Source organism: Marisediminicola senii (assembly GCF_011057645.1).
GTDB classification, from domain to species: Bacteria; Actinomycetota; Actinomycetes; order Actinomycetales; family Microbacteriaceae; genus Marisediminicola; species Marisediminicola senii.
In genome coordinates this window covers 1-24,201 of the sequence record NZ_JAALGE010000036.1, presented here as the reverse complement: position 1 = coordinate 24,201, position 24,201 = coordinate 1, and the positions used below count along the sequence as shown (strand labels likewise).

The 24,201-nt window shown below is 70.0% G+C and carries 21 protein-coding genes; 8 read left to right on the top strand and 13 right to left on the bottom strand.

From position 1 onward, the window contains the following. Nucleotides 1-24 precede the first annotated feature (24 nt). The 3 genes from clpS to G5S38_RS11315 are packed head-to-tail and all read left to right on the top strand — an operon-like array spanning nt 25 to nt 1,234. Entirely contained in the window at nt 25-324 is a 300-nt protein-coding gene (gene clpS / locus G5S38_RS11325; protein ID WP_165068614.1) for an ATP-dependent Clp protease adapter ClpS, read from the top strand. Nucleotides 325-335: 11 nt separating this feature from the next. Next, nucleotides 336-866 carry a DUF2017 domain-containing protein gene (locus G5S38_RS11320; RefSeq protein WP_235929032.1) on the top strand — a complete coding sequence of 177 codons (531 nt, stop codon included), beginning with the start codon at nt 336-338 and terminating at the stop codon, nt 864-866. Further along, nucleotides 863-1,234, top strand: a complete 372-nt coding sequence (locus G5S38_RS11315) for a metallopeptidase family protein (protein ID WP_165068611.1) — start codon at nt 863-865, stop codon at nt 1,232-1,234. The genes G5S38_RS11320 and G5S38_RS11315 overlap by 4 nt, the downstream gene beginning before the upstream one ends. Here the strand turns inward: G5S38_RS11315 and G5S38_RS11310 are convergent, their stop codons facing one another. From G5S38_RS11310 to G5S38_RS11290, 5 genes are read right to left on the bottom strand one after another with little or no spacing between them, the layout of a single operon-like run. Further along, complete coding sequence (locus G5S38_RS11310; protein ID WP_165068609.1) at nt 1,235-2,107, bottom strand: sulfurtransferase; 873 nt, start codon at nt 2,105-2,107, stop codon at nt 1,235-1,237. Then, nucleotides 2,104-2,706 carry a nucleoside/nucleotide kinase family protein gene (locus G5S38_RS11305; protein WP_235929031.1) on the bottom strand — a complete coding sequence of 201 codons (603 nt, stop codon included), beginning with the start codon at nt 2,704-2,706 and terminating at the stop codon, nt 2,104-2,106. Before G5S38_RS11305 ends, G5S38_RS11310 begins: the two co-directional genes overlap by 4 nt. Beyond that, nucleotides 2,693-3,478 (bottom strand): energy-coupling factor transporter transmembrane component T family protein, encoded by a 786-nt coding sequence (locus G5S38_RS11300; protein ID WP_165068608.1) that lies wholly within the window; start codon nt 3,476-3,478, stop codon nt 2,693-2,695. The genes G5S38_RS11305 and G5S38_RS11300 overlap by 14 nt, the downstream gene beginning before the upstream one ends. Further along, the gene (locus tag G5S38_RS11295) at nt 3,475-4,935 is read right to left on the bottom strand and encodes an ABC transporter ATP-binding protein (protein ID WP_165068651.1); all 1,461 of its coding nucleotides are present in this window, start codon (nt 4,933-4,935) and stop codon (nt 3,475-3,477) included. Before G5S38_RS11295 ends, G5S38_RS11300 begins: the two co-directional genes overlap by 4 nt. Then, a complete protein-coding gene (locus G5S38_RS11290) occupies nt 4,932-5,567 on the bottom strand; it encodes an ECF transporter S component (protein ID WP_165068606.1) in 636 nt (211 codons plus the stop codon). The genes G5S38_RS11295 and G5S38_RS11290 overlap by 4 nt, the downstream gene beginning before the upstream one ends. A gap of 278 nt (nt 5,568-5,845) precedes the next feature. Between G5S38_RS11290 and glgX the strand changes: the two genes are divergently transcribed. The 3 genes from glgX to treZ are packed head-to-tail and all read left to right on the top strand — an operon-like array spanning nt 5,846 to nt 12,134. Next, nucleotides 5,846-8,050 carry a glycogen debranching protein GlgX gene (gene glgX / locus G5S38_RS11285; protein WP_165068605.1) on the top strand — a complete coding sequence of 735 codons (2,205 nt, stop codon included), beginning with the start codon at nt 5,846-5,848 and terminating at the stop codon, nt 8,048-8,050. Further along, the gene (treY, locus tag G5S38_RS11280) at nt 8,050-10,410 is read left to right on the top strand and encodes a malto-oligosyltrehalose synthase (protein WP_165068602.1); all 2,361 of its coding nucleotides are present in this window, start codon (nt 8,050-8,052) and stop codon (nt 10,408-10,410) included. Before glgX ends, treY begins: the two co-directional genes overlap by 1 nt. Further along, nucleotides 10,407-12,134, top strand: coding sequence for a malto-oligosyltrehalose trehalohydrolase (treZ, locus tag G5S38_RS11275; RefSeq protein WP_235929030.1), 1,728 nt, complete (start codon nt 10,407-10,409; stop codon nt 12,132-12,134). Before treY ends, treZ begins: the two co-directional genes overlap by 4 nt. 67 nt (nt 12,135-12,201) lie before the next feature. Here treZ and dinB read toward each other — a convergent pair whose 3' ends face one another. The 8 genes from dinB to G5S38_RS11235 all read right to left on the bottom strand — a co-directional run bounded on the left by dinB (nt 12,202) and on the right by G5S38_RS11235 (nt 22,100). Continuing rightward, the gene (dinB, locus tag G5S38_RS11270) at nt 12,202-13,473 is read right to left on the bottom strand and encodes a DNA polymerase IV (protein WP_165068601.1); all 1,272 of its coding nucleotides are present in this window, start codon (nt 13,471-13,473) and stop codon (nt 12,202-12,204) included. Nucleotides 13,474-13,509: 36 nt separating this feature from the next. After that, nucleotides 13,510-14,448 (bottom strand): oxygenase MpaB family protein, encoded by a 939-nt coding sequence (locus G5S38_RS11265; RefSeq protein WP_165068598.1) that lies wholly within the window; start codon nt 14,446-14,448, stop codon nt 13,510-13,512. 123 nt (nt 14,449-14,571) lie between these two features. Beyond that, nucleotides 14,572-15,456: a M23 family metallopeptidase gene (locus tag G5S38_RS11260; RefSeq protein WP_165068596.1), complete on the bottom strand. Its 885-nt coding sequence runs from the start codon at nt 15,454-15,456 to the stop codon at nt 14,572-14,574. 292 nt (nt 15,457-15,748) lie between these two features. Further along, entirely contained in the window at nt 15,749-16,423 is a 675-nt protein-coding gene (locus G5S38_RS11255; protein ID WP_165068594.1) for a class F sortase, read from the bottom strand. A 4-nt stretch (nt 16,424-16,427) separates the two neighbouring features. Beyond that, nucleotides 16,428-17,582, bottom strand: a complete 1,155-nt coding sequence (locus G5S38_RS11250; protein ID WP_165068591.1) for a glycosyl hydrolase family 8 — start codon at nt 17,580-17,582, stop codon at nt 16,428-16,430. Beyond that, nucleotides 17,579-18,463: a DUF4397 domain-containing protein gene (locus G5S38_RS11245; RefSeq protein ID WP_165068589.1), complete on the bottom strand. Its 885-nt coding sequence runs from the start codon at nt 18,461-18,463 to the stop codon at nt 17,579-17,581. Before G5S38_RS11245 ends, G5S38_RS11250 begins: the two co-directional genes overlap by 4 nt. Before the next feature lie 68 nt (nt 18,464-18,531). Next, nucleotides 18,532-20,556: an ArnT family glycosyltransferase gene (locus G5S38_RS11240; RefSeq protein ID WP_165068586.1), complete on the bottom strand. Its 2,025-nt coding sequence runs from the start codon at nt 20,554-20,556 to the stop codon at nt 18,532-18,534. Further along, nucleotides 20,553-22,100 (bottom strand): glycosyltransferase, encoded by a 1,548-nt coding sequence (locus tag G5S38_RS11235; protein WP_235929029.1) that lies wholly within the window; start codon nt 22,098-22,100, stop codon nt 20,553-20,555. The genes G5S38_RS11240 and G5S38_RS11235 overlap by 4 nt, the downstream gene beginning before the upstream one ends. A 261-nt stretch (nt 22,101-22,361) precedes the next feature. Between G5S38_RS11235 and G5S38_RS11230 the strand changes: the two genes are divergently transcribed. Continuing rightward, nucleotides 22,362-23,372, top strand: a complete 1,011-nt coding sequence (locus tag G5S38_RS11230) for an aldo/keto reductase family protein (RefSeq protein WP_165068584.1) — start codon at nt 22,362-22,364, stop codon at nt 23,370-23,372. 169 nt (nt 23,373-23,541) lie between these two features. Then, nucleotides 23,542-24,099, top strand: a complete 558-nt coding sequence (locus G5S38_RS11225) for a YceI family protein (RefSeq protein ID WP_165068581.1) — start codon at nt 23,542-23,544, stop codon at nt 24,097-24,099. Nucleotides 24,100-24,201 lie beyond the last annotated feature (102 nt).

Below are 24,201 nucleotides of genomic sequence, written 5' to 3'. Positions count from 1 at the left end.
GACGCGGAAGACAGGAGCCACCAGGTGCAGCCCACCATCGCCGGATCGACCGAGACCGTGCTCGATGTCGACGCGATCGCGGCCATGGACGCGCCCTGGGTCACCATCGTGTGGAACGACCCGGTCAACCTGATGTCCTACGTGTCGTGGGTCTTTCGCAGCTACTTTGGGTTCAGCCGGGAGGAGGCCGATCGGCGAATGCTGCAGGTGCACAACGATGGGCGCGCGATGGTGGCATCCGGATCCCGCGAAGAGATGGAGCGCCACGTGGAGGCCATGCACGACCTCGGGCTGTGGGCCACCCTCGAGAAGAGCGAGCTGTGAACGGGTTTCGCGTGACCCCGGACGGCGCGATCAGCACCGAGCTCGAGCCCGTCGAGGCCGCCCTGCTCACGCAGCTCGCGAGCCAGGTCGCCGGGCTGATCGGGGAGCCGACGTCGAGCGACGTGCCGGACCCCGCCCTGCTGCGGTTGCTGCCCGATGCGTACCCCGGTGACGCCGAGGCGTCTGCCGAGTTCCGTCGCTTCACCGCCGAGGGGCTCGCCGAACGCAAGGTGCGCAACGCGCAGACGATGATCGTGGATGTCGCGGATGCCGTGACCGCCGACGCACAGACCGAGGTGCAGCTCACCGTCGAGTCGGTGCAGTCGTGGCTGCGCACCCTCACCGACATCCGGCTCGTTCTCGCCACCCGCCTCGGCATCCTCGACGACGCAGACGCACGCGCGGCCGACGGTGAGGCGGACGACGACGAGGCGGACGACGACGACATCGACTCGGAGGCCGACCAGAAGCTCATGCTCGCCGACGTCTACGAGTGGCTCGGCTGGGTGCAGGAATCCCTCGTCTCGGCCATCGACCGATGAGCATGGATGCTGCGGACCTCGCGTCCCTCGACGAGGAGGGTTTCGAGCGCCTCGTCGTTGCGGAACTCGACGACCTGCCAGACGAGATGGTCGACGGGCTCGACAACGTCGTGTTCGTGACCGAGGCACGCCCCGAGAACGGCACCCTCGACACGCTGGGGCTCTACGAGGGAACCGCGATCACCGAGCGCGACACCTATGGCTTCGGGGAACTGCCCGACCGCATCATCCTGTTTCGCGAACCGCTCATCGCGGTATGCGAGAACCTCGACGAGCTGCGCGACCAGATCCACGTGACGCTGGTGCACGAGATCGCGCACTACTACGGAATCGACGACGCACAGCTGCACGAACTCGGCTGGGACTAGCTACTTACCCACCTCGAGCGGCAGCGATTCGTCGGCCGACCACTCCTCGAGTGATCCGTCGTAGACGCGCACCGCGGTGACGCCGAGCTCGGCGAGCGTCAGCGCGTTCGCCGTCGCCGAGATGCCGCCACCGCAGTAGAGCAGCACCTCCTCGTCGCCGGTCACGCCGTTCGCCACGTACGCCTCGCGCAGCTCGTTCTCGCCGCGCACGGTGCCGTCGGGCGCGAACAGGTCGCGTGAGGAGACATTCACGCTGCCGGGGATGTGGCCGCGGCGGCTGTAGCGGGTGGCGGCGGTGCCGGCGAAGCTCTCGGCGGGGAGCCCGCAGACCAGCGGGCGGCTGTCGGATTCGGAGCGCGACACCAGCTCTTCCTTGGTGATCCAGGCCTCGCGCGGTGCACTGACGGTCCACGGGGTGACCGGGGACGGCTCGGTCGCGACGTCGCCGGACTTGACCGGGTGGCCGGCCGCCCGCCAGGCGGCGAGGCCACCGTCGAGCACGACGGCGTCGACGCCGATCCACGTGAGCAGGTACCAGAGCCGCGCGGCGAACATGGTGTCGGTCGTGTCGTAGACGACGACGCGTTCATGTTCTCCGATGCCCAGCCTGGCGAGTTCGTCGGCGACCGCCTGCGGCTCCGGGTGTGAATAGTGAGTGGCGGCATCCGGGTCGGAGAACTGCTGCTGGATGTCGACATAGCGCGAGCCGGGGATGTGCGCGGCCTCCCACGACGCGCGGGCGTCCTCGGCGCGGTAGTCGCCGTCGGCGGCCGGCGAATGCAGGATGTAACTCGCATCGAAGACGACGGGAGGCTGGGTGCCGGCGAGGGCGGCGGCGAGCTCGGACACGGTGATGAACGGGGATGGGGTCACGCCAGAATCCTACGACCGTCGATGAGCACGTCGGCGAGCGCCCGCGGGTGCTCCCGTCGCTGGAACGCCTCCTCCTGCGCGGCCCAACGGTCCCAGTGCGGCTCGTAGGCGCCGCCGTCGCGGGCGATGGCTCGACGGCGGCGCTCCTCGGTCTCGAGGTCGACCCAGGCGCCGAGGGTGACGAGGGGGCGGCTCGCGCGGCTCAGGGCACCGGATCCCTCGACCACGAGCGGACGCCCCGGATCGACGTCGTGCCATTCGGCCGCGGCATCCATCGTCCAGTCCCAGCGCTGCCACCGCCCCGCGACGCCCCGCGAGAGGGGTTCGAGCACGGAGTGCACGAGGTGGTCGCTGGCGCGCTGGAGGCCGTCCCAGCCGGGGTAGACGTCGTCGAGGCGCAACAGCTGTGCGCCGTGGAGCAGTGCGGGGTCGGCGACCAGCGCGCGGGCGAGGGTGGTCTTGCCCGCTCCGGAGCCGCCGTCGATCAGGATGACGGGAGGGCGGGCGGCCCAGGCGGCGGCGAGCCCGCGGCGCAGTGCAGCGATCCCCGCCGCGCCACCGCCCGACCCCTCACCCCCCGATCCCTCACCCCCCGACAATGAAGTTCCACTCCCCCGCGGCGATCGACGCGCTCACGGCGATGCACCCGGTCGCGGCTCCCGCGGCCACGACCGCTGCCTCCGGCCAGCCCATGCGCGACTCGCGCGCCCAGGTGCGGTCGTTCGAGGCACCGAAGCCGCGCGCCTCCATCGCGGTCGCGAGCTTGCTGCCCCGCCGGATCGACAGCACGAGCAGCGCGAACGCCTGGCCGGCGAACCTGCGCAGCCGGCCGGTATCGGCGATGCCGCGGGCGCGGCGGGCGAGTTCGAGGGACTTCCAGTCGTCGATGAAGAGGCCGACCAGCCGCAGGCCGCCGAGGGCGCCCAGCACGAACCGCGACGGCAGCCGCACCACCTGCGCGAGACCGTCGGCGAGGTCGGTCGGATCGACCGTGACGAACAGCACCACCGCGGGAAGTCCGATCGCGAGTACCCGCAGCATCGTCGCGATGGCCAGCTCGATCGACCCGTCGCTCACATTGATGAGCAGGAACTGCCAGTAGCTGGTGCCGGACGGCTCGCCGTAGAGCAGGATCGTGATCGCCGCGAACAGCGACGCGATCCACACCGGGGAGGTGCGCACGACGAATTGCCGCAGCGTGAGCCCGGCGAACAGGAACAGCACCGCCTCGGCGGCGAGCGCGACCGCGCCGGAGACCCAGTCGATACTGAGCACCAGGGCGAGGCTGATGATGGCCGCGGCGGCGAGCTTGGCCACCGGGTTGACGCGATAGATCGCCTGCGTGCCGGTGGGCGGGGTGAGCACGCTCATCGGGCGGACTCCGGATGCGGCATCCGCACCATTCCATAGCGCTCGTCGGCCAGCGCATCGACGAACGCGGTGTCGTGGGTCACCGCGACGACCCCGCTTCCGGCGTCGAGCAGCCCGGAGAGCAGGGCGACGAGTTCAGCCCAGGTGCGGGAATCCTGCCCGAAGGTCGGCTCGTCGAGCACGAGCAGCGGAGGGCGGGTGACCAGCACGGTCGCCACAGACAGGCGGCGCTTCTCCCCACCGGAGAGGGTGAACGGATTCGCGTCGGCGAGCGGCGCGAGGCGCAGGCGCTCGAGCAGCTCGTCGACCCTCCGGTCGGTCTCCGCGTCGTCGAGGCCGATCGCACGTGCACCCACCGCGAGCTCGGCCCGCACGGTTGCGGCGACGAACTGGTGCTCCGGATCCTGGAACACCGTGCCGATGCGCGTCACGAGCTCACGCGAACGCCACGAGTGCGGCTGCGGGTCGAGTCCGTCGGCGAGCCACGGCGCGCGCACCGCACCGGCGGCGGGCTTCAGCAGCCCGGCGATGGTGAGCCCGAGGGTGGACTTGCCGACCCCATTGGGTCCGGTCACCGCGACGCACTGCCCGGCGTGAACCGCGAGGTCGATGCCCGAGTAGACCACCGCGCGGCGGTTCCTGGCCACCGAGAGGCCGTCGGTGTGCACGAGTTCGACCCCGGTCGTCGACCGGCGGGCGGGAACGGCGGGCAGGTGCCCGGGAACCCAGATTCCGGATGCCGCGAGCACGGCGCCGCTCGTGGCGAGCACGTCGTCCGGCGATCCGTCGGCGAGCACCCCGCCGCCCGGGGCGAGCACGATCACCCGGTCGACGAGGTTCCACCACGTCTCGACGCGGTGCTCGATCACGACGAGGGTGGCGTCGGTACGCTCGAGCACGCGCGCCACGGCGTCGCGCACCTCGAGCACGCCGCCCGGGTCGAGGTTCGCGGTGGGTTCGTCGAGCAGCAGCAGCCCGGGGCGCATGGCGAGCACCCCGGCGAGCGCGAGGCGCTGCTTCTGCCCGCCGGAGAGCGCGCTGGTCGGGTGGTCGAGCGGCAGGTCGAGACCCACCGCATCGAGCGCCTCGGTGACGCGCGGCCAGATCTCGTGCCGGGGAACGCGCAGGTTCTCGAGCCCGAACGCCACGTCGTCACCGACCCTCGCGAGCACCACCTGCGAATCCGGGTCCTGCAGCAGCAGGCCCACCCTCCCCCTGGCACTCTCCGGCTGCTGCCCGTCGACGAGCAGGCTGCCGGCGGCCTCGCCCTCGTCATCGCCGCCGAGCACCCCCGCGATGGCGTGCACGAACGTGGACTTCCCAGCGCCGGATGCCCCGAGCAGCAGTACCCGTTCGCCGGGGTCGATGCGCAGGTCGACCTCGCTGGCCGCCCACTGTCGCCTGCCGGCATGGCGCCAGCCCCACCCGTTCGCGACGACGGAGGCCGGGCGGATCAGGCGTCCACCCGCTCGGGCCGGGCGGTCTCGACCCGCCCCGACGCGAACCGGCTGAGAGCGCCGGTGCGTGCCAGTCCCCTGGCGAGCAGCCACGAGCCGAGGCCGGCGATCAGCGCGCCCGAGATGACGGCCGAGACCGCATAGATCGCCTGGAACGCGGCATCCGCCCCCGGGTACCAGAGCACGAGGTCGTTGATCGCCATCGCGAGGCCGGCGCCGGCACCGGCGAGGATCGCGACCCCGACCCGCCAGCTGGAGTAGAGGAAGGCGAGGAACACCAGTTCGGCGCCGAGGCCCTGCACCAGGCCGGCCTCGATGGTGAGGAAGCCGCCCCACTGCGCGCCGAGCAGCGCAGAGACCGTCGCTGCGACCACCTCGGTGAAGATGGCGGCGCCCGGCTTGCGAATGATCAGGGCGCCGAGCACCCCGGCGAACAGCCACACCCCGTAGAACAGCGCCTGCGACCCGGGGAGCAGGGCCTCGAACGGTGCAGTCACCGGCTGGTACAGCTGGTTCCAGGCGAAGAAGATGAGCGCCGCAGCGACACCCAGCACGCTGGCCACGACGATGTCGACGACCCTCCAGCGGTAGGTGATGCGGCGGACCGGACGTGATGACGTTGCGTTGTGCACTGGCGTGCCCTTTCACTGGTGAAGTGGGCACGGGTGTCGGTCACGGCGGATGCCGTAACCCGGAGAGAATTGCCTCCCTGCGCTGGCATGATCCAGATCAGGTTCGACGGTCGAAGCTTGGAGCAGCTTCCTCTCAGCCCGGCCAACCGGACTCCCGTGTTCGTGAGCATCATACGCGTGCGTTCCGGGAGAACGGGGCGCACGTCAAGCCCTCGCCCCACTAATTCCGCCGCCGGGATTGACCGCTACGGTTGAACAAACCGCTTTAAAGGAGCTGCATGGAAACCTGGCCCGGATCTGCCTACCCCCTCGGAGCTACCTTCGACGGCAGTGGAACGAACTTCGCACTGTTCAGCGAATCCGCCGAGAAGGTCGAACTTTGCCTCATCGACGACGACGGAACCGAGACCCGCATCCAGCTGCACGAGGTCGATGCGTACGTCTGGCACTGCTATCTGCCGCACATCCAGCCCGGCCAACGCTACGGCTACCGCGTGCACGGCCCGTACGACCCCGCGAACGGCAAGCGCGCCAACGCGAACAAGCTGCTGCTCGACCCCTATGCCAAGGCCACCTTCGGCCAGGTCGACTGGGACCCGTCGGTGTTCTCCTACACCTTCGGTGACCCGCTGTCGGTTAACGACGACGATTCGCTCGGCCACACCATGCTCGGTGTCGTCATCAACCCCTTCTTCGACTGGGCGGGCGACCGCCACCCGAAGGTGCCGTACGCCGAATCCGTGATCTACGAGGCGCACGTCAAGGGCCTCACCCAGTTGCACCCCGACGTGCCGGAGGACCAGCGCGGCACCTACGCCGGGGTCGCACACCCCGCGGTGATCGAACACCTGCTGCGTCTCGGCGTCACGGCCATCGAGCTCATGCCCGTTCACCAGTTCGTGCAGGACTCCACGCTCATCGAGCAGGGCCTGCGCAACTACTGGGGCTACAACACCATCGGCTTCTTCGCCCCGCACAACAGCTACTCCTCGACCGGGGAGCTCGGCCAGCAGGTGCAGGAGTTCAAGGGAATGGTCAAGGCCCTGCACGACGCCGGGATCGAGGTGATCCTCGATGTGGTGTACAACCACACCGCAGAGGGCAGCGACCTCGGTCCGAGCCTCAGCTTCCGCGGCATCGACAACGAGGCCTACTACCGCCTGGTCGAGGACGACAAGCAGTACTACATGGACTACACGGGAACGGGCAACACCCTCAACGTGCGGCACCCGCACTCACTCCAGCTCATCATGGACTCGCTGCGGTACTGGGTCACCGAGATGCACGTCGACGGCTTCCGGTTCGACCTCGCCTCGGCCCTCGCTCGCGAGTTCTACGACGTGGACAAGCTCTCCACGTTCTTCGAGCTCATCCAGCAGGACCCGATCGTGTCGCAGGTCAAGCTGATCGCCGAGCCGTGGGACGTCGGACCCGGTGGATACCAGGTCGGCAACTTCCCGCCGCAGTGGACGGAGTGGAACGGAAAGTACCGCGACACCGTGCGCGACTTCTGGCGCGGCGAGCCGTCGACCCTCGGTGAGTTCGCGTCGCGGTTCACCGGCTCCGCAGACCTGTACGAACAGGATGGCCGCCGCCCCGTGGCATCCATCAACTTCGTCACCGCGCACGACGGCTTCACCATCGCCGACCTCGTGTCGTACAACGAGAAGCACAACGAGGCCAACGGCGAGAACAACAACGACGGCGAGTCGCACAACCGGTCATGGAACAGCGGAGTGGAGGGCCCGACCGACGACCCTGCGATCCAGACGCTGCGCGCCCGCCAGCAGCGCAACTTCCTCGCCACCCTCCTGCTCTCGCAGGGCGTGCCGATGCTGCTGCACGGCGACGAGATCGGCCGGTCGCAGGGCGGGAACAACAACACGTATGCCCAGGATTCCGAGATCTCGTGGGTGCACTGGGACCGCGCCGACACCCCGCTGGCGGAGTTCACCTCGGCGATCATCCGCCTGCGCCACGAGCACCCGACGTTCCGGCGTGCCCGCTTCTTCGACGGACGCCCCGTTCGTCGTGGCGAGGGAGAACCACTGCCCGACATCGCCTGGCTCGCACCCGACGGCGGCATCATGACGCCAGAGGACTGGGACGCCGGCTTCGGCCGCGCCATTGGCGTGTTCCTCAACGGCAACGGCATCCGTGGTCGTGACCACCGCGGGGCGCGCATCACCGACCTCAACTTCCTGCTGCTGTTCAACGCCCACGATGACACCGTCGATTTCACCCTCCCCAGCGACGAATACTCGCCGGAATGGGAGACCGTCGTCGACACCGCGGGCGCCGGGGCCGACAGTGCGCCGCTGCCGGCAGGCGCCGTCATTCCCATCACCGGCAAGTCGCTCGTCGTGCTGCGCGCGTTCACGACCCCGGACGTCGAACCAGACCATTCCGTCGCCGCGTCGCTTGCGTCGCTCGCCGGCACCCACCCGGCCACGGGGACATTCAGCAGGATCGTGAGCAGCTGATGAGGGCACCGATCTCCACGTACCGCCTGCAGATCCGGGAGTCGTTCGACCTGAACAAGGCGGCGGGTGTCGCCGACTACGTGCGGGAGCTCGGTGCCGACTGGGTGTACTTCTCGCCGATCCTCACGGCCGAAAAGGGCTCGGACCACGGGTACGACGTGACAGACCACTCCCGTATCGACCCGGCGCGCGGAGGGGCATCCGGTCTGGATGCCGCCTCCGCCGCAGCCCGTGCGAACGGGCTCGGCGTGCTCATCGACATCGTGCCGAACCACGTCGGCGTCGCCACCCCCGCGCAGAGCGTGTGGTGGTGGGACCTGCTGACGCACGGCCGGGAATCCCGCTACGCCGAGGCCTTCGACGTCGACTGGGCGTTCGGCGGCGGCAAGGTGCGCCTGCCCGTGCTCGGCGACGACGAAGACGGGCAGTCGGAGCTCGAGAAGCTGACCATCGTCGGCGACGAGCTGCGCTACTACGACAATCGCTTTCCGATCGCCCCCGGCACCGCCGACGACGGAGCGACCCCCGCCGAGGTGCACGCCCGCCAGAACTACGAACTGATGAACTGGCGCCGCGCCGACGCCGAGCTCAACTACCGCCGGTTCTTCGCCGTGAACACCCTCGCGGGCATCAGGGTGGAGACGCCGTGGGTGTTCGACGAATCGCACGCCGAGATCGTGCGCTGGATTCGCGACGGCCTCGCCGACGGCCTGCGCGTTGATCACCCCGACGGCCTCGCCGACCCCGCCGGCTACCTCGACGCGCTCGCCGCCGCGACCGGCGGCGCCTACGTGCTCGTCGAAAAGATCCTCGAGGGCCCGGAACCGCTTCCGACCGCGTGGGCGACCGACGGCACCACCGGGTACGACGCGCTCGCCGAGATCGACCGGGTGCTCGTCGACCCGGCCGGCCAGGCGGCGCTCGATGCCCTCGAAGCGAAGCTGCGCGACGCCACCGAGCCCGTCGAGTGGCTCGAGCTGATCCACGACACCAAGCGGAGCATCGCCGACGGCATCCTGCGCTCCGAGGTGCTGCGCATCGAGCGCGACCTCGGCGCGTCGGTCAAGAGGGTCAAGGCCCAGAAGGGCGCCGCCCTCTCCCGGGTCGCCGATGCCATCGCCGAACTGCTGACCTGCTTTCCCGTCTACCGTTCCTACCTGCCGCTCGGCATCGAGCAGCTGCACGCGGCGGCGACCCTGGCGAAGCGGCACCGCCCGGAGTTGTCCGGAACGGTCGACGAGCTCGTCGCGGTGCTCTCCGACCCCACGCATCCCGCCGCCATCCGCTTTCAGCAGACCTCGGGCATGGTGATGGCGAAGGGCGTGGAGGACACCGCGTTCTACCGCTTCAACCGCCTGGGCACGCTGACCGAGGTGGGCGCCGACCCCGAGGAGTTCGCCATCACCACGGCGGACTTCCACCACCGCCAGCAGCTGCGCCAGGCGAGCTTTCCGACCTCGATGACCACCCTCTCGACCCACGACACCAAGCGCGGCGAAGACGTGCGTGCCCGCCTCAGCGTGCTCGCCGAACTGCCGTCGGAGTGGGAGACCGCGCTCGACAAGCTGCGCGCCGCGTCACCGCTCGGCGACGGTCCGTTCGAGACCCTCATCTGGCAGGCCATCGTCGGATCGTGGCCCGCATCGCGCGAGCGACTGCACGCGTACGTCGAGAAGGCCTCCCGCGAGGCCGGCGACTCGACGGCGTGGACCAACCAGAACGAAGAATTCGAATCACGGATGCACCAGCTCGTCGATTCCGCATTCGACGACCCGCGCGTGGCCGACATCCTCGCCGGGCTCGTGCAACGCGTCGAGCAGCCGGGCTGGAGCAACTCGCTCTCGGCGAAGCTCATCCAGCTCACCGCGCCCGGCGTTCCCGACGTCTACCAGGGCAGTGAACTGTGGGAGACCTCGCTGGTCGACCCCGACAACCGTCGCGAGGTCGACTTCGACCTGCGCCGGCTCTACCTGGCCGCGATCGACGGCGGTGCACAGCCCGAGGTCGACGAATCCGGCGCGGCCAAGCTGCTGGTGACCTCGCGGGCCCTGCGTCTGCGTCGTGACCGCCAGGAGCTGTTCACCCGCTACGCCCCCGTCGCCGTGTTCGGCTCCGCCGCCGACCACGCGGTCGCGTTCGACCGCGGCGGCGCCATCACCGTCGCCACCCGCCTGCCCGTCGGCCTCGCCGCCGCCGGGGGCTGGGAAGACACCACCATCCAGTTGCCCGTCCGCGCGATGACCGACGTCATCACCGGTAGGCCCGTTCCCGGAGGCACCGTGCTGCTCTCTACCCTGCTCGACCGCTACCCGGTCGCGCTGCTCGCCCCCACCGCCACCCCGTTCGAGGTGACCGCGTGACCGGCGGCGTGCCCATCGCTCCCGTCTGGGCGCCCCGTGCGACGCGGGTCTCCCTCGTGGTGGATGGCGCGACGCATCCACTCGTCGACTCCGGCGACGGCTGGTGGGCGACCACCGAACCGGTGACCGGCGACGAGTACGGCTTTCTACTGGACGACGACGAGACCCCGGTGCCCGACCCCCGCTCGCGTCGCCAGGTCGACACCGTTCACGGGCTGTCGCGCAGCTACGACCCCTCCGCGTTCGCGTGGACCGACCAGTCGTGGACCGGCCGCCAGCTGGCCGGCGGCATGATCTACGAGATGCACGTCGGCACGTTCACGCCTGACGGCACCCTCGACTCCGCCATCGACCGCCTCGACCACCTGGTCGAACTCGGTGTCGACTTCGTCGAGGTGCTGCCGGTCAACGGCTTCAACGGCACGCACAACTGGGGCTACGACGGCGTGCTGTGGTACGCCGTCGACGAGACGTACGGCGGCCCCGAGGCCTACCAGCGGTTCGTCGACGCGTGCCACGCGCGCGACCTCGGCGTCATCCAGGACGTCGTCTACAACCACCTCGGACCGAGCGGCAACTACCTGCCGCGCTTCGGCCCGTACCTGCACGACGCGAGCGAGAACACCTGGGGATCGTCGGTCAACCTCGACCTGCCGCAGGTGCGCCGCTACATCCTCGACAACCTCGCCATGTGGCTCGGCGACTACCACGTCGACGGCCTGCGGCTCGATGCCGTGCACGCCCTGGTCGACACGTCGGACAAGCACATCCTGCGCGAGATGGCAGAGGAGACCGACGCCCTGTCGGCGTTCGTCGGCCGCCCGCTCACGCTGATCGCCGAATCCGACCTCAACGACCCACTGCTCATCACGCCGCGCGAGGCGAACGGCTACGGCCTGCACGCGCAGTGGAGCGACGACTTCCACCACGCGGTGCACGTCGCGCTGACCGGGGAGACTACCGGGTACTACGGCGACTTCGCGAAGCTGGAGTCGCTCGCGAAGGTCATCACCAAGGGGTTCTACCACGACGGCACGTTCTCCACCTTCCGGGAACGCGACCACGGCTCCCCCGTCGACACCGAGAACATGCCGACCTGGCGCCTCGTGGTGGCGAACCAGAACCACGACCAGATCGGCAACCGCGCGATCGGCGACCGCCTCACCGCGACACTCGACGGCGGCGCGCTGCGCATCGCGGCCGTGTTGACGCTGGTCGGCCCATTCACGCCCATGCTGTTCCAGGGCGAGGAATGGGGCGCGACGACGCCGTGGCAGTTCTTCACGTCGCACCCGGAGCCCGAGCTCGGCACCGCCACCGCCGAGGGCCGCATCCGCGAGTTCGAGAAGATGGGCTGGGATCCGGCCGTCGTTCCCGACCCGCAGGACCCGACGACGTTCACGAACTCGAAGCTCGACTGGTCGGAGCTCGAGTCGGGTGACCACGCGGCGCTGCTGCAGGTCTACCGCGACCTCGCGCGACTGCGCCGCACCGTTCCCGACCTCACCGACCCGCGGTTCGGCCACACCTCCGTGGAGTACGACGAGGCCGCCCGCACGTTCGCGATCCACCGCGGCGACACCACCGTGGCGATCAACTTCGGCACCGACACGGTGACGTCGCTGTACCCCGGAGTGCTGCTGCTGGCAACGGATGACGCGGTCGCGATGTCGGCCGATGGCGTGACGCTTCCCGGCCACTCGGCCGCGATCATCGCGCGCTAGCGAGGGCCGGACAGGCACCGGCACCGGCACGAGCACAGGGAGCCCCTGGCCGCGCGGCTGACGAGAGTCAGTCGCCGGCCCGGGGCTTCTGTCGTGCGTCGCCGAGCCTGCCCTTGTTGACGAGGTTGCCCGCCGGGCGGATCAGCGAGGCCGGCCGGAGGCTTCCGCGGCCGAACTTCTCGGCGACCCCGTCGATGGCCTGCTCCGCGAGGCGCCACTCCGCGTCGTCGTCCCACAGCGACGCACGTTCGTCGCCCTTTGCCGAGAGTTGCTCGACCCGCACGCCGATCAACCGCACCGACCGGTGAGCGCCGAGGCCGTCGTAGATCGAGCGCACCTCTTCGTAGATGCGCCGGCCGAGGTCGGTCGGTTCGGCGATGGTGCGCGACCGGGTGATGGTGGTGAAATCGGAGTAGCGCAACTTGAGCACGACGGTGCGGCCCACCCATCCGCCGGCGCGCAGCCGCACGGCCACCGCATCGGCCTGCCGGAGCAGTTCGCGGCGCAGTACCTCCGCGTCGGTGACGTCGACCTCGAAGGTGACCTCGTGTCCCGCGCTCTTCTCCGCCACGCCCGGGGTCACGCGGCGCGGATCGCGGCCGTTCGCGAGCTCGTGCAGCTTGTGCCCGGCGGCGAGGCCGACGGCCCGCTGCAGCGCCGGGAGCCCGAGCGCGGCGACGTCGCCGATCGTTCTCAGGCCGCGCGAGGTGAGTGACTCCTCGGTCGCGGCCCCCACGCCCCGGAGTTGCGAGACGGGCAGTGGATGCAGGAACTCGAGCGTGCGGTCGGCCGGAACCACCAGCAGGCCGTCGGGCTTCGCACGCCCCGACGCGATCTTGGCGACGAACTTGACCGATGCCGCACCGACCGAGCAGGTGAGCCGCGTCTCGTCGTGCACGCGCTGCCGGATGGCGCGGCCGATCTCGGCGGGCGACCCGAGCAGCCCGCGCGCGCCCGCGACGTCGAGGAACGCCTCGTCGATGCCGAGCCGTTCGACCAGCGGCGTCATGTCGTCGAAGATCGCCATGACCTTGCGGGAGTAGTAGGTGTACTTCTCCCGGTGCGGCGGCAGCACCACCGCGTGCGGGCACAGCCGCAGCGCCTGCGACAGCGGGATCGCCGACCGCACCCCGAACTTGCGGGCGGGGTAGTTGGCTGCGGTGACGACCGAGCGCATCGAGTTGCCGGCCACGACCACGGGACGGTTCACGAGGTCGGGCCGGTCGAGCAGCTCGACGGACGCGAAGAACGAGTCGAGGTCGACGTGCAGGATGGTGGCGGTGGAGCTGTCGACGGCGTCGTCGCTGACCTGCCGGTCGCTGCCGTCCTGCTTGCTCACGTGCGTCGCCCGCTCATGGTGCTCCTCGTGAGAAGCCTACGCGGCACCACCGTCGCCGGTCGCGGCACCTGACCGATCGCGTCGTTCGGCGTCGAGGCGCGCGATACGCACGCGCGCGGCATCCTCCGAGCTCGACGACGCCCCGAGCACCAGCCGCACCAGTCCCAGCACGGCCCTGGTCGCGGTGATCGCGGGCCACCACGGTCGCTTCAGCCCGAGCATCACGCGGTACTCCTGGGGAATGGATGCCACGGCGCCGGCGAACATGATGCGGTAGAACGGCATCATCGCCGGGCGAAGCGGCGCGTTGCGGATGAAGTTGACCGCCTCGGCGACGCGTTCGTCGCTCTTCAGCACCCCATCGCGCTTGAACGCGTCGAGGCGCTCGCGCAGGTCGGCCTCGGACCGCGGCGGATCGTCGACGCCGACCAGGATGCCGGCCTGCGCCCACTCGCGCACGTAGGCGTCCGGCCCGCCCGGGATGTCGCCCGCCCACAGTTCGTGGCAGGTGAGGAACGCGTCGGTGAACACGATGTGCACCCAGGAGAGCAGCTCCTGGTCGCCCGCCGCGTAAGGCCTCTCGACGCCCTGGGCGTCGAGGTAGGTGCCGACGACGCGCGAGTGGAAGCGCCCGACGCGCGACGACTCCTTCGTGGCGAGCGCCTGGTCGGCGAAGGTGACCGTGATGAGCCACTGGATGGTGCCGGAGAGCCTGCCGAGCGGATCCTCGCGATAGCGCGACCAGTCGTGCACCCCCGCCATCGCCCCGGGGTGAAGGGTCTGCATCAGCAGCGCGCGGATGCCGGCGACCATGGTCGGCATTCCCCCGTGCACCGCCCACGCGGCCGACCCGATGCCAAAGTACCCGGCATCGTCTCCCTCTTCGATTCCCTTGACCCAGTGCGGACGGCCCTCGCTGTTGCCCGAGAACGTCGTCAGCAGATGAGACCGCCAGCTATCTGCAAACCTGCCCATGGGGCGAGGCTAGCCCGCGGCCGCTGGGCGTAGCCCGAGACTGGCTCGGCACAGCACTGCTCGGCACAGCGCAGCACCGCTCGGCGCAGCACAGCGCTGTGCGCCGCCGCCCGATCGGCCTCGCTACGAGACGCGCGAGTTGAACCAGGCCACCGGGTCGACGGCGACGCCGCCACCGGGGTGGATCTCGAAGTGCAGGTGGGTTCCGGTGCACGACCCCGTGCAGCCCATCGCCCCGACATACTGGCCGGCGGTGACGGTCTGCCCGACGGTGAGCGGCATCGACCCGGTCTGCATGTGCGCGTAGAGGGTTGTGACGACCTCGCCGTCGATGAGGTGCTGGATGCGGGCGTGCACGCCGAACGCGGAGTACCCGGGTGCGTTCACCGCGACGACGACACCGTCGGCCATTGACCAGATCGGCGATCCGGCCGGGGCGTTGAGGTCGACGCCCTGGTGGTCGCTCGAGCAGCCGGAGCAACTGCGCGGACCGAAGCCGCTGCTCATCTTGGTGCCGATCGGCTGCGGCCACTGCAGTGCAGCGGTCGACGTCGATGGGGTGGCGAGCAGGCGAGACGCGGTAGAGCCGGAGCCGGCAGCGGAACCGGAGCCGGCCGGCACGGCGGCGGGTGCCGGCGGCGGCGGTGGAGGCGGCGGGGGCGGCGGCTTCACCGTGATGCCGTAATCGTCGCGCGACAGGGCGGCGGCCGTGACGGTGCCGCTGACGGTGCCGAGGCTCTGCGTCGACCGCGGGGCGGCGACCTGCTCGCTGGCGGTCGGTGCCGCTTCGGCGCTGGGGATCATGCTGCCGACGGAGGAGGCGAAGACGAATGTGACGGCGACCATGGCGAGCGCGCGCTTGGCGCCGCGGATGAGCCCGAACGGGGATCGTGGGGCTGCGGGAGCGGATGCGGCGCCGACAGCGAGGGAACGCACCGGCGCCGGCGCGGTGCGGGGCGCCACGGCATGGCCGGTGGCGCGGCGGCGCGCACCGGGGGTGCGAAGCACGCCGGAACGGCGCGGCGCTTTTGCAGCAGAGTGTTTGGGCACGGAAAGTAGGGGTTTCTGGTAGTCGGTCGCACCGGGGGGAGTGCGATGACACGCGGCGGAACGGTCCAGCGGATACCGGCGTCGGGTCGATCACGGGGGGTTGTTCTGTGCCCACGGTAGGGCACCCGGCTACGTAATAAAAGTCATTTCTGCCAAAAACCCATAACTCCGCATCGATCGGCCTGGGGAGGACGACCGACCGCCACCGGCCCGCCCGGTGGCCCCGCGGCCTGCGCCGCGAGCGTGCCGACTACGCGGCGAGCGAGGCGAAGACCACGAGGTTGTCGACATAGTGCCCGGTCGCGCTGTCGAATGCCCCGTCGCAGGTGATCAGCCGCAGCTGCTCGGTCGGCGTCGGCCCATAGACCGCCTCGGTGGGGAATTCGTTCTTCGGGGCCGACGTCATCGAGTCGACGACGAAGGTCTCGGTGCTGCCGTCCGACAGCGTCACGATCACCTCGTCGCCCGCGACGAGCTCGTTCAGGCGTGCGAAGACCGCCGGCGCGGTGACCGAATCGACGTGCCCGGCGATGACGGCGGGCCCCACCTCGCCCGGCAGGGTTCCGTCGCGGTACCAGCCGGCCGACATCCACTCGACCGGCGGGGTCAGCTCGCGGGTGGTGGGGTCGAGGCCGAGTTGTTCGAGGGTGGAATCCACGCCGATGGCGGGGATGGACACCCGGGAGGCGGTGACGCCGTCCCTGGATGGTTCAGCGACCCGGTCGACGGGATTCTGTACCCCGTCTGCCGCTCCTGTCGCGGGTGCTGCGGCGACCGGCTCGGTTGCCGCGGATGCCGCGCCGTCTGGTGACCCGGAGCTGGCGGCATCCACCGCCACCCCGACGCCGATGGCGGCGACGAGCGCGATGGCCGCACCGCCGATCAGCAGGCGACGGCGGGGACGGGGCTTGTCGGTGGCGCTCATCGCGTCACGCTCCCTCGAGGATCGGGCAGCCGCCGAGGCGGTCGGACTGCAGCATCAGCGGTGCGAGGGCTGCCCAGGCGGCCCCGTAGTAGGTGGGCGACTCGTCGAGCACGGCGACGCCGGCATCGAGGTCGTCCATCGCTGCCGCGGTGTCGCCGGCCGAGGCGACTGCGGCGGCGCGTGCCGCGTAGGCGAGCGGGTGCACGGCCTCGGCCAGCGCCGTGCCGCCGAGGTCGAGCTCGGCCGGTAGCAGCTGCTGCCTGCTGAGCGGGTCGACCAGCTGTGCCGCGAGCTCGCGGTCGGCGGGGTCGCACGATTCGGCGTAGCGGACGGGCAGGCGGGCGGCGTCGTAGCTGTAGCGCACGTCCTCCCCCGTTCCGGCGGCTCCCGCCATGGCGTCGACCCGCCCGTCGGGGTTGACCTGCGCCCAGTCGGGCGGCAGGTCGGTCTGGTTCAGGATGGTCGTGGTCACGACGGCGGAGCCTTGCTGGAGCTCGGTCCAACGCGCATCCCCCGTGCTTTCCCCGAGCACCGCGAAGGCGGCGGGCGACGAGTACGACGGGTTGTAGGCGTACGGCTGCGTCCCGGCGGCCCACGTTCCGGGCAGCAGGATGCGCCCGGCGTCGGTCTGCACCGTCATCGAATCGAGGATGCCGCCGGCGAGCGCGTGCCCGTCGTCGACGTAATCCGGGCTGTCGAACGCGGCTCCGGCGAGCACCAGGGCGCGCGCCACGTCGAGGTCGGCGTCGGAGGCCGGTTCGTCGTCGATGACCTCGCCGTCGCTCCATCGCCATGCCAGCAGTCCGTCCGGGCGCACCATGTTCTGCTGCGTCCAGCTCCAGATCTCGTCGAACGACTCCTCGTCGTCGACCGCGAGCGCGATGAGCATGCCATAGGCCTGCCCCTCGCTCACGGTGTCGTTGCCCTGGTCGCGGCGCACGACACGGCCGTCGTCGACCCACTCGGCAAGGAACGACTGCCCCAGCTCGGTCGCGGTCCAGTCGCTGCGGGGCTCGCCCGGCTCGGCCGACGTGCTGCCCGCGGGCTCCGCGGTCGGTGACGACGGCATGCGCGCCCCCGTGAAGAACAGTGCGGCCACCGCGGTCACCGCGACGGCGACCACGATCACCGCGGCGATCACGGCCCGGCGACGACTCATCCGCGCCCACCCGCGAGGTCGACCGACGCGGCGAGCTCGGCGAGCGGGCCGTCGGTGGCGAGCGATCCCCCGCCGGTCTGCACGCCACCCTCCGGCATGACGCCCACGGTGGCACTGTCGAGCACCGACATGACGGTGAGTCCGCCGTCGGCGTTGTCGAGCACGAACAGGGTGTTGGCGCTTCCGTCGGCGAGGTCGACCGACGCGGTGTCGGCGAGGCCGGTGGCGGTCAGCTCGAGCTCCCACGGGCCGGCCGGAACCGTCGCGTAGCTCGTGGCGGCACCCGCGGTGGCGTCGTCGGCGATGAGCACGCCGGTGCTGGTGTTGACGTCGACGGAGTCGGTGACCGTCGAGGCCTGGATGAGGCGGATGCGAGCCTCTCCGGCCGCCGGGCTGGTGAGGTCGTCGGTGAACACCTGCGTCTCGAGGTCGCTGTTGCGGCCGAACGCGGCGACGGTGATGGTCTTGGCGGGCTCGATGCGCACCGACGCGGAAACGATGGGCGCGGCATCCGCGGCCCCATCGGATGGCACCATCGACACCACGTAGGTGCCCTCCGGCACGGCGAGGTAGTCGGAGACCGCCCCGTAGGCCACATCGGTGAGCTCCACGATCGCGTCGCCACCGCTGAGGGCGCTGAGCTTGATGTCGACCGACTTGGTGTCCGGCGACAGGTGGGCGACGCGCATCCAGCCGTCGGTGCCCGTGGTGGCGGGCAGGGTGTTCGCCGGCACGGTCGTAGCGGGCAGCGTGCCCGCGGGTGCGGCCTGCGCTGCACCGACGCCCCCGAGGCCCAGGGCCGTGAGTGCCACGGCGGCGACGGCCAGCATGGTCGTGGGTGCCCGGCGGGCGGTGCGGCCGGGGTTTGCGGGCTCGGTCATGGTGATCTCCTCGGGGGGTAGGGGATTTCTGGATGCTGCGGGTGGGCGTACTGGGCGAACTGCGGGGGTCATGACACGACGCCCTGGGGGGCGACGATCGAGAAGGTCAGGCGCACTGCGCCGTCGACGACCGTGACGTCGGATGGGCGGTAGCGTCCGGCGAGCGATTCGACGAAGGTCTCCGCATCATCCGTCATCCGGCCGTCGACCACCAGCGGGTTGCCGTCGGCCTCGCCGATGTCGACCTGGCGGAACGGGAGGTCGTCCTCGCCGAAGACGATGGGGAACCCGTCGACGGTGACCGGGCCGGAGGCCATCAGCTGGGCGAGCGCGATGGTGACCCGCTCGTCGACCTGGCCGGCGTCGAGGCGTGCCGCATCGGCGCTGGCGACAGCGAGGTCGGGGTTGCGCAGCAGGTCCTGGCCGGTCTCGGCGCGCTCGATCGCCGCCTCCTCGAGTGCCGTGGTGGCAGCATCCATGCCCGCCGGGTCGATCCTGCGGACTTCGACGGCCTGTTCGCCCTCGCCGAAGCTCGCGACGACGACGGAGTTCTCGACCGCGGATCCCGCGCTGGCCGCGTTGGGCGACGTGAGCATCGAGTCGGTCGTAACGATGTAGTCGGAGTCGCGCCAGCCGTTCGGTGACTGGGCCTGCACAGCCGGGTCGGTGTCGAGCTTGTAGAACCAGACCACGTTGTCGCGGGCGAAGCCGGCGGTGACGAGGTCGACCCACATGATGTCGTCGACGATGAGGCGGGAGTCGCGGGGAACGTTCTCCTCGATCCACGACTGCGCATCGCGGGCGGGCTCGTCGAGGTCGGCGAGCAGCAGTCCACGCAGCTGCATTCCCCAGGCGGGAACGGCCACGGCGACGGCCGCGACGATGGCGACGAGCCAGAGCACGTTGGGTGCCCTGCGCACACCGCCGCGGCGACGGCGCCAGGTGCGCACCGCGCGCTCGGTCACCCCGACGATGAGGAGCGCCGCGAACGGCAGCATCATCAACACGTACGGCACCGGGAGGTACCCGCCCGGGCGGAACATGAATGCGATGAGGAAGGCGAGCATGATCGCGAACGGCCGGAGCCGGCGGATGAACAGGCCGGCGATCGCGGCGAGCGGCGCGAGCACGACGATGACCGGGTCGAGCTGCACCCAGACCGCGGTGGTCGCGCTGAACAGGCTTTCCGGGTCGAAGATCGACCCGCTCGAGTCGCGGGAGGCGAGCTGGAAGGCGACGCCGTCGAACAGGCTGACCCGGTCATCGCCCGGCAGCAGTTCGCCCTTGACCGTCGCGAGCAGCAGGTAGCCGCCGCCGATGATTACGAGGATGGTCGCGGCCACCGAGAGGGTGTATCGGCGGGTCTCGATGCGCGCGTTCTTCCACATCAGCCATCCGACGAGCGGCAGCGCGAGCAGGAAGGTCTCCTTGCTCAGCACCGAGACGCCGAGGGCGGCGGCGGATGCCGCGAACCCGGCGAGCTGGTGTTTGCGGGTCATCGCGAGCAGGATCGACGCGAGCAGCCACGGCATGGCCACGTTGTCGAGGTAGAACGAGCGGTGGAACTGCACGGCGAGCGGGGAGAGCGCGAAGACGAGGGCGGTCACCGAGGCGGCCACGCGGCTGAACCCGAGGCGACGGGCGATGAACCACAGCAGGGTGAGGCTGACCAGCGTCGCGATGACCATGGCCTCGCGGGCCGCGATGACGGCGAAGTCGTAGCGCTGGAACCCGCCGGTGGCGCCCGTCCATGCCGCGACCTGCAGCCAGGCGAGCGGTGGGTGGTCGTACCAGTAGGTGTAGTGCGCGAGCTCGCCGAGGTTGTTGACTGCCCAGGCCTGCGCGGTGTAGGTGCCCTCGTCGTCGACCCGCTGCGGGGATCCGCCGAGGTTGATGGCCTGCACGAGGGCGGAGACGAGCAGTACCGGCGACAGCCAGGCGATGTTCGCGCGGTGGGCGCGGAACCAGGTGCGAAGGCGGCGGCGCGGGACGCGCGGGCGGTCGGCGGAGTCGGATACCTGACCGGAACCGGCGCCGGCGGACGCGGGGCGCGGGGCCTCGCGCGAGATGGGTCGTTCTGTCGTGGTGGTCATCGGGTGCCTCCGGCGGGGGTCAGGCTGGCGTCGTCAGAAGCGGGAGCAGCAGCAGCAGCGCTGGGGCGGGCGCTGGCGCCGGCGCCGGTCGTGCTCACCGCGTCATCGGCGTTCGGCTCGGCGTTCACCACGACGGCGTCGCGGTGCGCACCGGTGTGCTCGGTCTTCTCCCATGAGTGGTCACCGCGGAGGTTGCGCGCGACGGCCCTCACCGCTGCGGCGGCGAGGAACACCTGGTACGGGAAGGTACCGAGCACGAGCTTCACGTAGTCCCTGATGCGCACCTTGCGGTTGTAGAGCCGGCCGAACTCGGTGAGTCCGGCGATCTCGACCGCGAGCGTGACGATGGTGGGCGCGATCGGGATGAAGGTGATGAGCGCCACGGCGGTCGGCACCTTGACGGTGAGGATGAGGATGATCGACACCGGGATGAGCAGGCCGGTGATGGCCTGGAGGAACGGCATCGACAGCAGGTAGCGGGCGAACATGCGCTGGCTCAGGTGCGGCAACTTACGCCACTCCCCCTTGCCCAGCACCTGCAGGAAGCCCTGGTTCCAGCGGGTGCGCTGCTTGTACAGCGACTTCAGGGTGCCCGGGGTCTCTTCCCTGGTGACGACCTCGGCGCTGTACGCGACGACGACCTTCGCCCCGGCACTCGACAGCCGAACGCCGAGCTCGCAGTCCTCGGCGAGGCATCCATCGTCCCAGCCGTTCGACCAGTCGAGCCACTCGCGCCGCACGAAGACGGTGTTGCCGCCCAGCGGGATGAAGCGCGCGCCGGCGTGGAAGTGCAGGCGCGACCGGAACCAGAAGTAGTACTCGAGCACGTTGCGCAGCGACCACCAGCTGGTCTGGAAGTTCATCAGCTGCACGCCGCCCTGCACCACGTCGGCGCCGGTCTCGGTGAAGCGCGAGTCGACCAGGCTGAGCAGCGCCGGGTGCACGTCGTCCTCGGCATCGAAGACGCCGACCACGTCGCCGCGGGCGATCTCGAGGGCCTTGTTCAGCGCCTTGGGCTTGTTCTTGGGAACGCTGTCATCGACGACGACCGTGATGAGGTGTGGATGCCGCGCTGCTGCTTCGCGCACGACCCGCTCGGTGCCGGGGTCGTCGTGGCCGACGATCGCGATGATCTCGAAATCCGGATGCGTCTGGGTCGCGAGCTTGTCGAGCGTCTGCCCCATGACCTCCTCCTCGTGCCGTCCGGGCACCAGCAGGGTGAACGACAGCTGGGGTGCCTGTGGCGTCGACGAGAAGCCGGTGTTCTTGAGGTGTCCGGTGGAGCGCCAGGCGTGCAGCATCCACCACAGGGTCGTCACGGCGATGGCGGTGAGTATCAGCGCGAGCACGATCAGGCTCGAGTACCCGATCCACTCGCCGGGCGACCAGTCGGGCAGGAAGGAGAACGCGGCGGGGTCGGCGGCTCCACCTTCGGGAACGCCCCGGTTGGGAACGACCTCCGTGGGAGGGAGCGGCGCCGGGGTCACCAGCGGGTCCGGCTGCGTCGTCGACGCGCGGAGCGTCGAGGGGAATGAGGGAATCACGGTGCTGCCTCCGGGGGGTGAGGTAGGAATCTGACTGCTGCGAAAACGGGGCCGGGCGAAACGCGACTTCGGCGGGGGATATCCGAAGCTGCATCTTCGGCGGTGAAGAGATGGTGCGAGGCGGGAACCTCGGGATGCTGGAGCTTCGGCACGGGATGCCGACCGGATTGGTCATGGGGCCGATTCCCAGCTTCGGGCGGTGGGACCGGCGGTGCCGGGCGATGCCACACCGAATCGCGCCCCGCCGCATAACGTGGGGGTATGGAATTCAGATATCTCGGAAACAGCGGACTCAAGGTCTCGGCCATCACCTACGGAAACTGGCTGACCCACGGCTCGCAGGTGGAGAACACCACCGCGCTCGCCTGCGTGAAGGCGGCGATCGAATCGGGCATCACGAGCTTCGACACCGCCGACGTGTACGCCAACACGATGGCCGAGAAGGTGCTCGGCCGCGCGCTCAAGAACGAGCGTCGCGAATCGGTGGAGATCTTCACCAAGGTGTTCGGCCCGACCGGACCCAAGGGCCCGAACGATTCCGGCTTGTCGCGCAAGCACATCGTGGAGTCGATGAACGGCTCGCTGAAGCGCCTGCGCACCGACTACGTCGACCTCTATCAGGCGCACCGGTACGACCACGAGACGCCACTGGAGGAGACCATGCAGGCGTTCGCCGACCTGGTGCGCCAGGGCAAGGCGCTGTACATCGGCGTCTCGGAGTGGACGGCGGAGCAGTTGCGCGCCGGGCACGCGCTCGCCACCGACCTGGGCATTCAGCTCATCTCGAACCAGCCGCAGTACTCAATGCTGTGGCGCGTCATCGAGGCCGAGGTCGAACCGACCTCGCGCGAACTGGGGATCAGCCAGATCGTCTGGTCGCCGATCGCCCAGGGCGTGCTCACCGGCAAGTACAAGCCGGGCGCTGCCCTGCCCCCCGGCACCCGCGCAACCGACGACAAGGGCGGCGCCGACATGGTCAAGCGCTGGCTGCGCGACGACGTGCTCGAGGCCGTACAGGAGCTCGAGCCCATCGCGCGCGACCTCGAGATCGACATGGCCCAGCTCGCCATCGCATGGGTGCTGCGCAACTCCAATGTCGCGTCGGCCATCATCGGCGCCTCGCGGCCCGAACAGGTCACCTCGAACGCCCTCGCGGCCGGGGTCACCCTTCCCGACGAGGTCGTGTCCCTCATCGATTCGGTCATCGGCGACGTCGCGGAATACGACCCATCGCTCACGAAGACGCAGTCACCCGCGACCCGCGAGACCTGAGTACGGTGACGTCCCCGCGCGGGGGTGCCTGCGGGTGCCCTCGCACCGGGGCGCGCGCCCGGGAATAAAACGTGATTCAATGCAATTGCATACATTTGAGCGTGGGGCTGTCGCTCGCCGCTCACCCGGATCCACTGACCGATACGCACTCAACACAGAGGACATCACCATGACGCTCACCGCAGACACCATCCCCGGCTACACCACCGGCACCTGGAAGCTCGACCCCACCCACTCCGAGGTCACCTTCTCGGTGCGCCACCTCGCGATCTCCAAGGTCAAGGGCTCGTTCGAGACCTTCGACGTGACCGTCGAGACCGCCGAGAACCCGCTGGACTCGAAGATCTCCGCGTCGATCGAGGTCAAGTCGGTCAACACCCGCCAGAAGGACCGCGACAACCACCTCCGCACCAACGACTTCTTCGCGCCCGACGAGTTCCCGACCATCGACTTCGTGTCGAACGACATCCGCACCGACAGCGACGACCTCGCGATCTCGGGCGACCTCACCCTGCGCGGCGTGACCAAGCCGGTCACTTTCACGGGCGAGTTCGGCGGCATCATCGTGAACGGCTACGGCCAGACCGTCGCCGGCGGCTCGTTCACCACCAAGATCAACCGCCACGACTTCGGCGTGAGCTGGAACTCGGCCGTCGAGTCCGGCGGAGTGCTCCTCGGCGACACCGTGACCATCACGATCGACGCCCAGGTCGCCCTGCAGGCGTAGCCACCCGCCGTCCCTTCTGCCGTCCGTCCCACTGCCCCTCGCCCGTTGCCATCGATCTTTGCCCCTTCACCTTCCGGTTCCTTTGCACCCCACCCTGCTTTT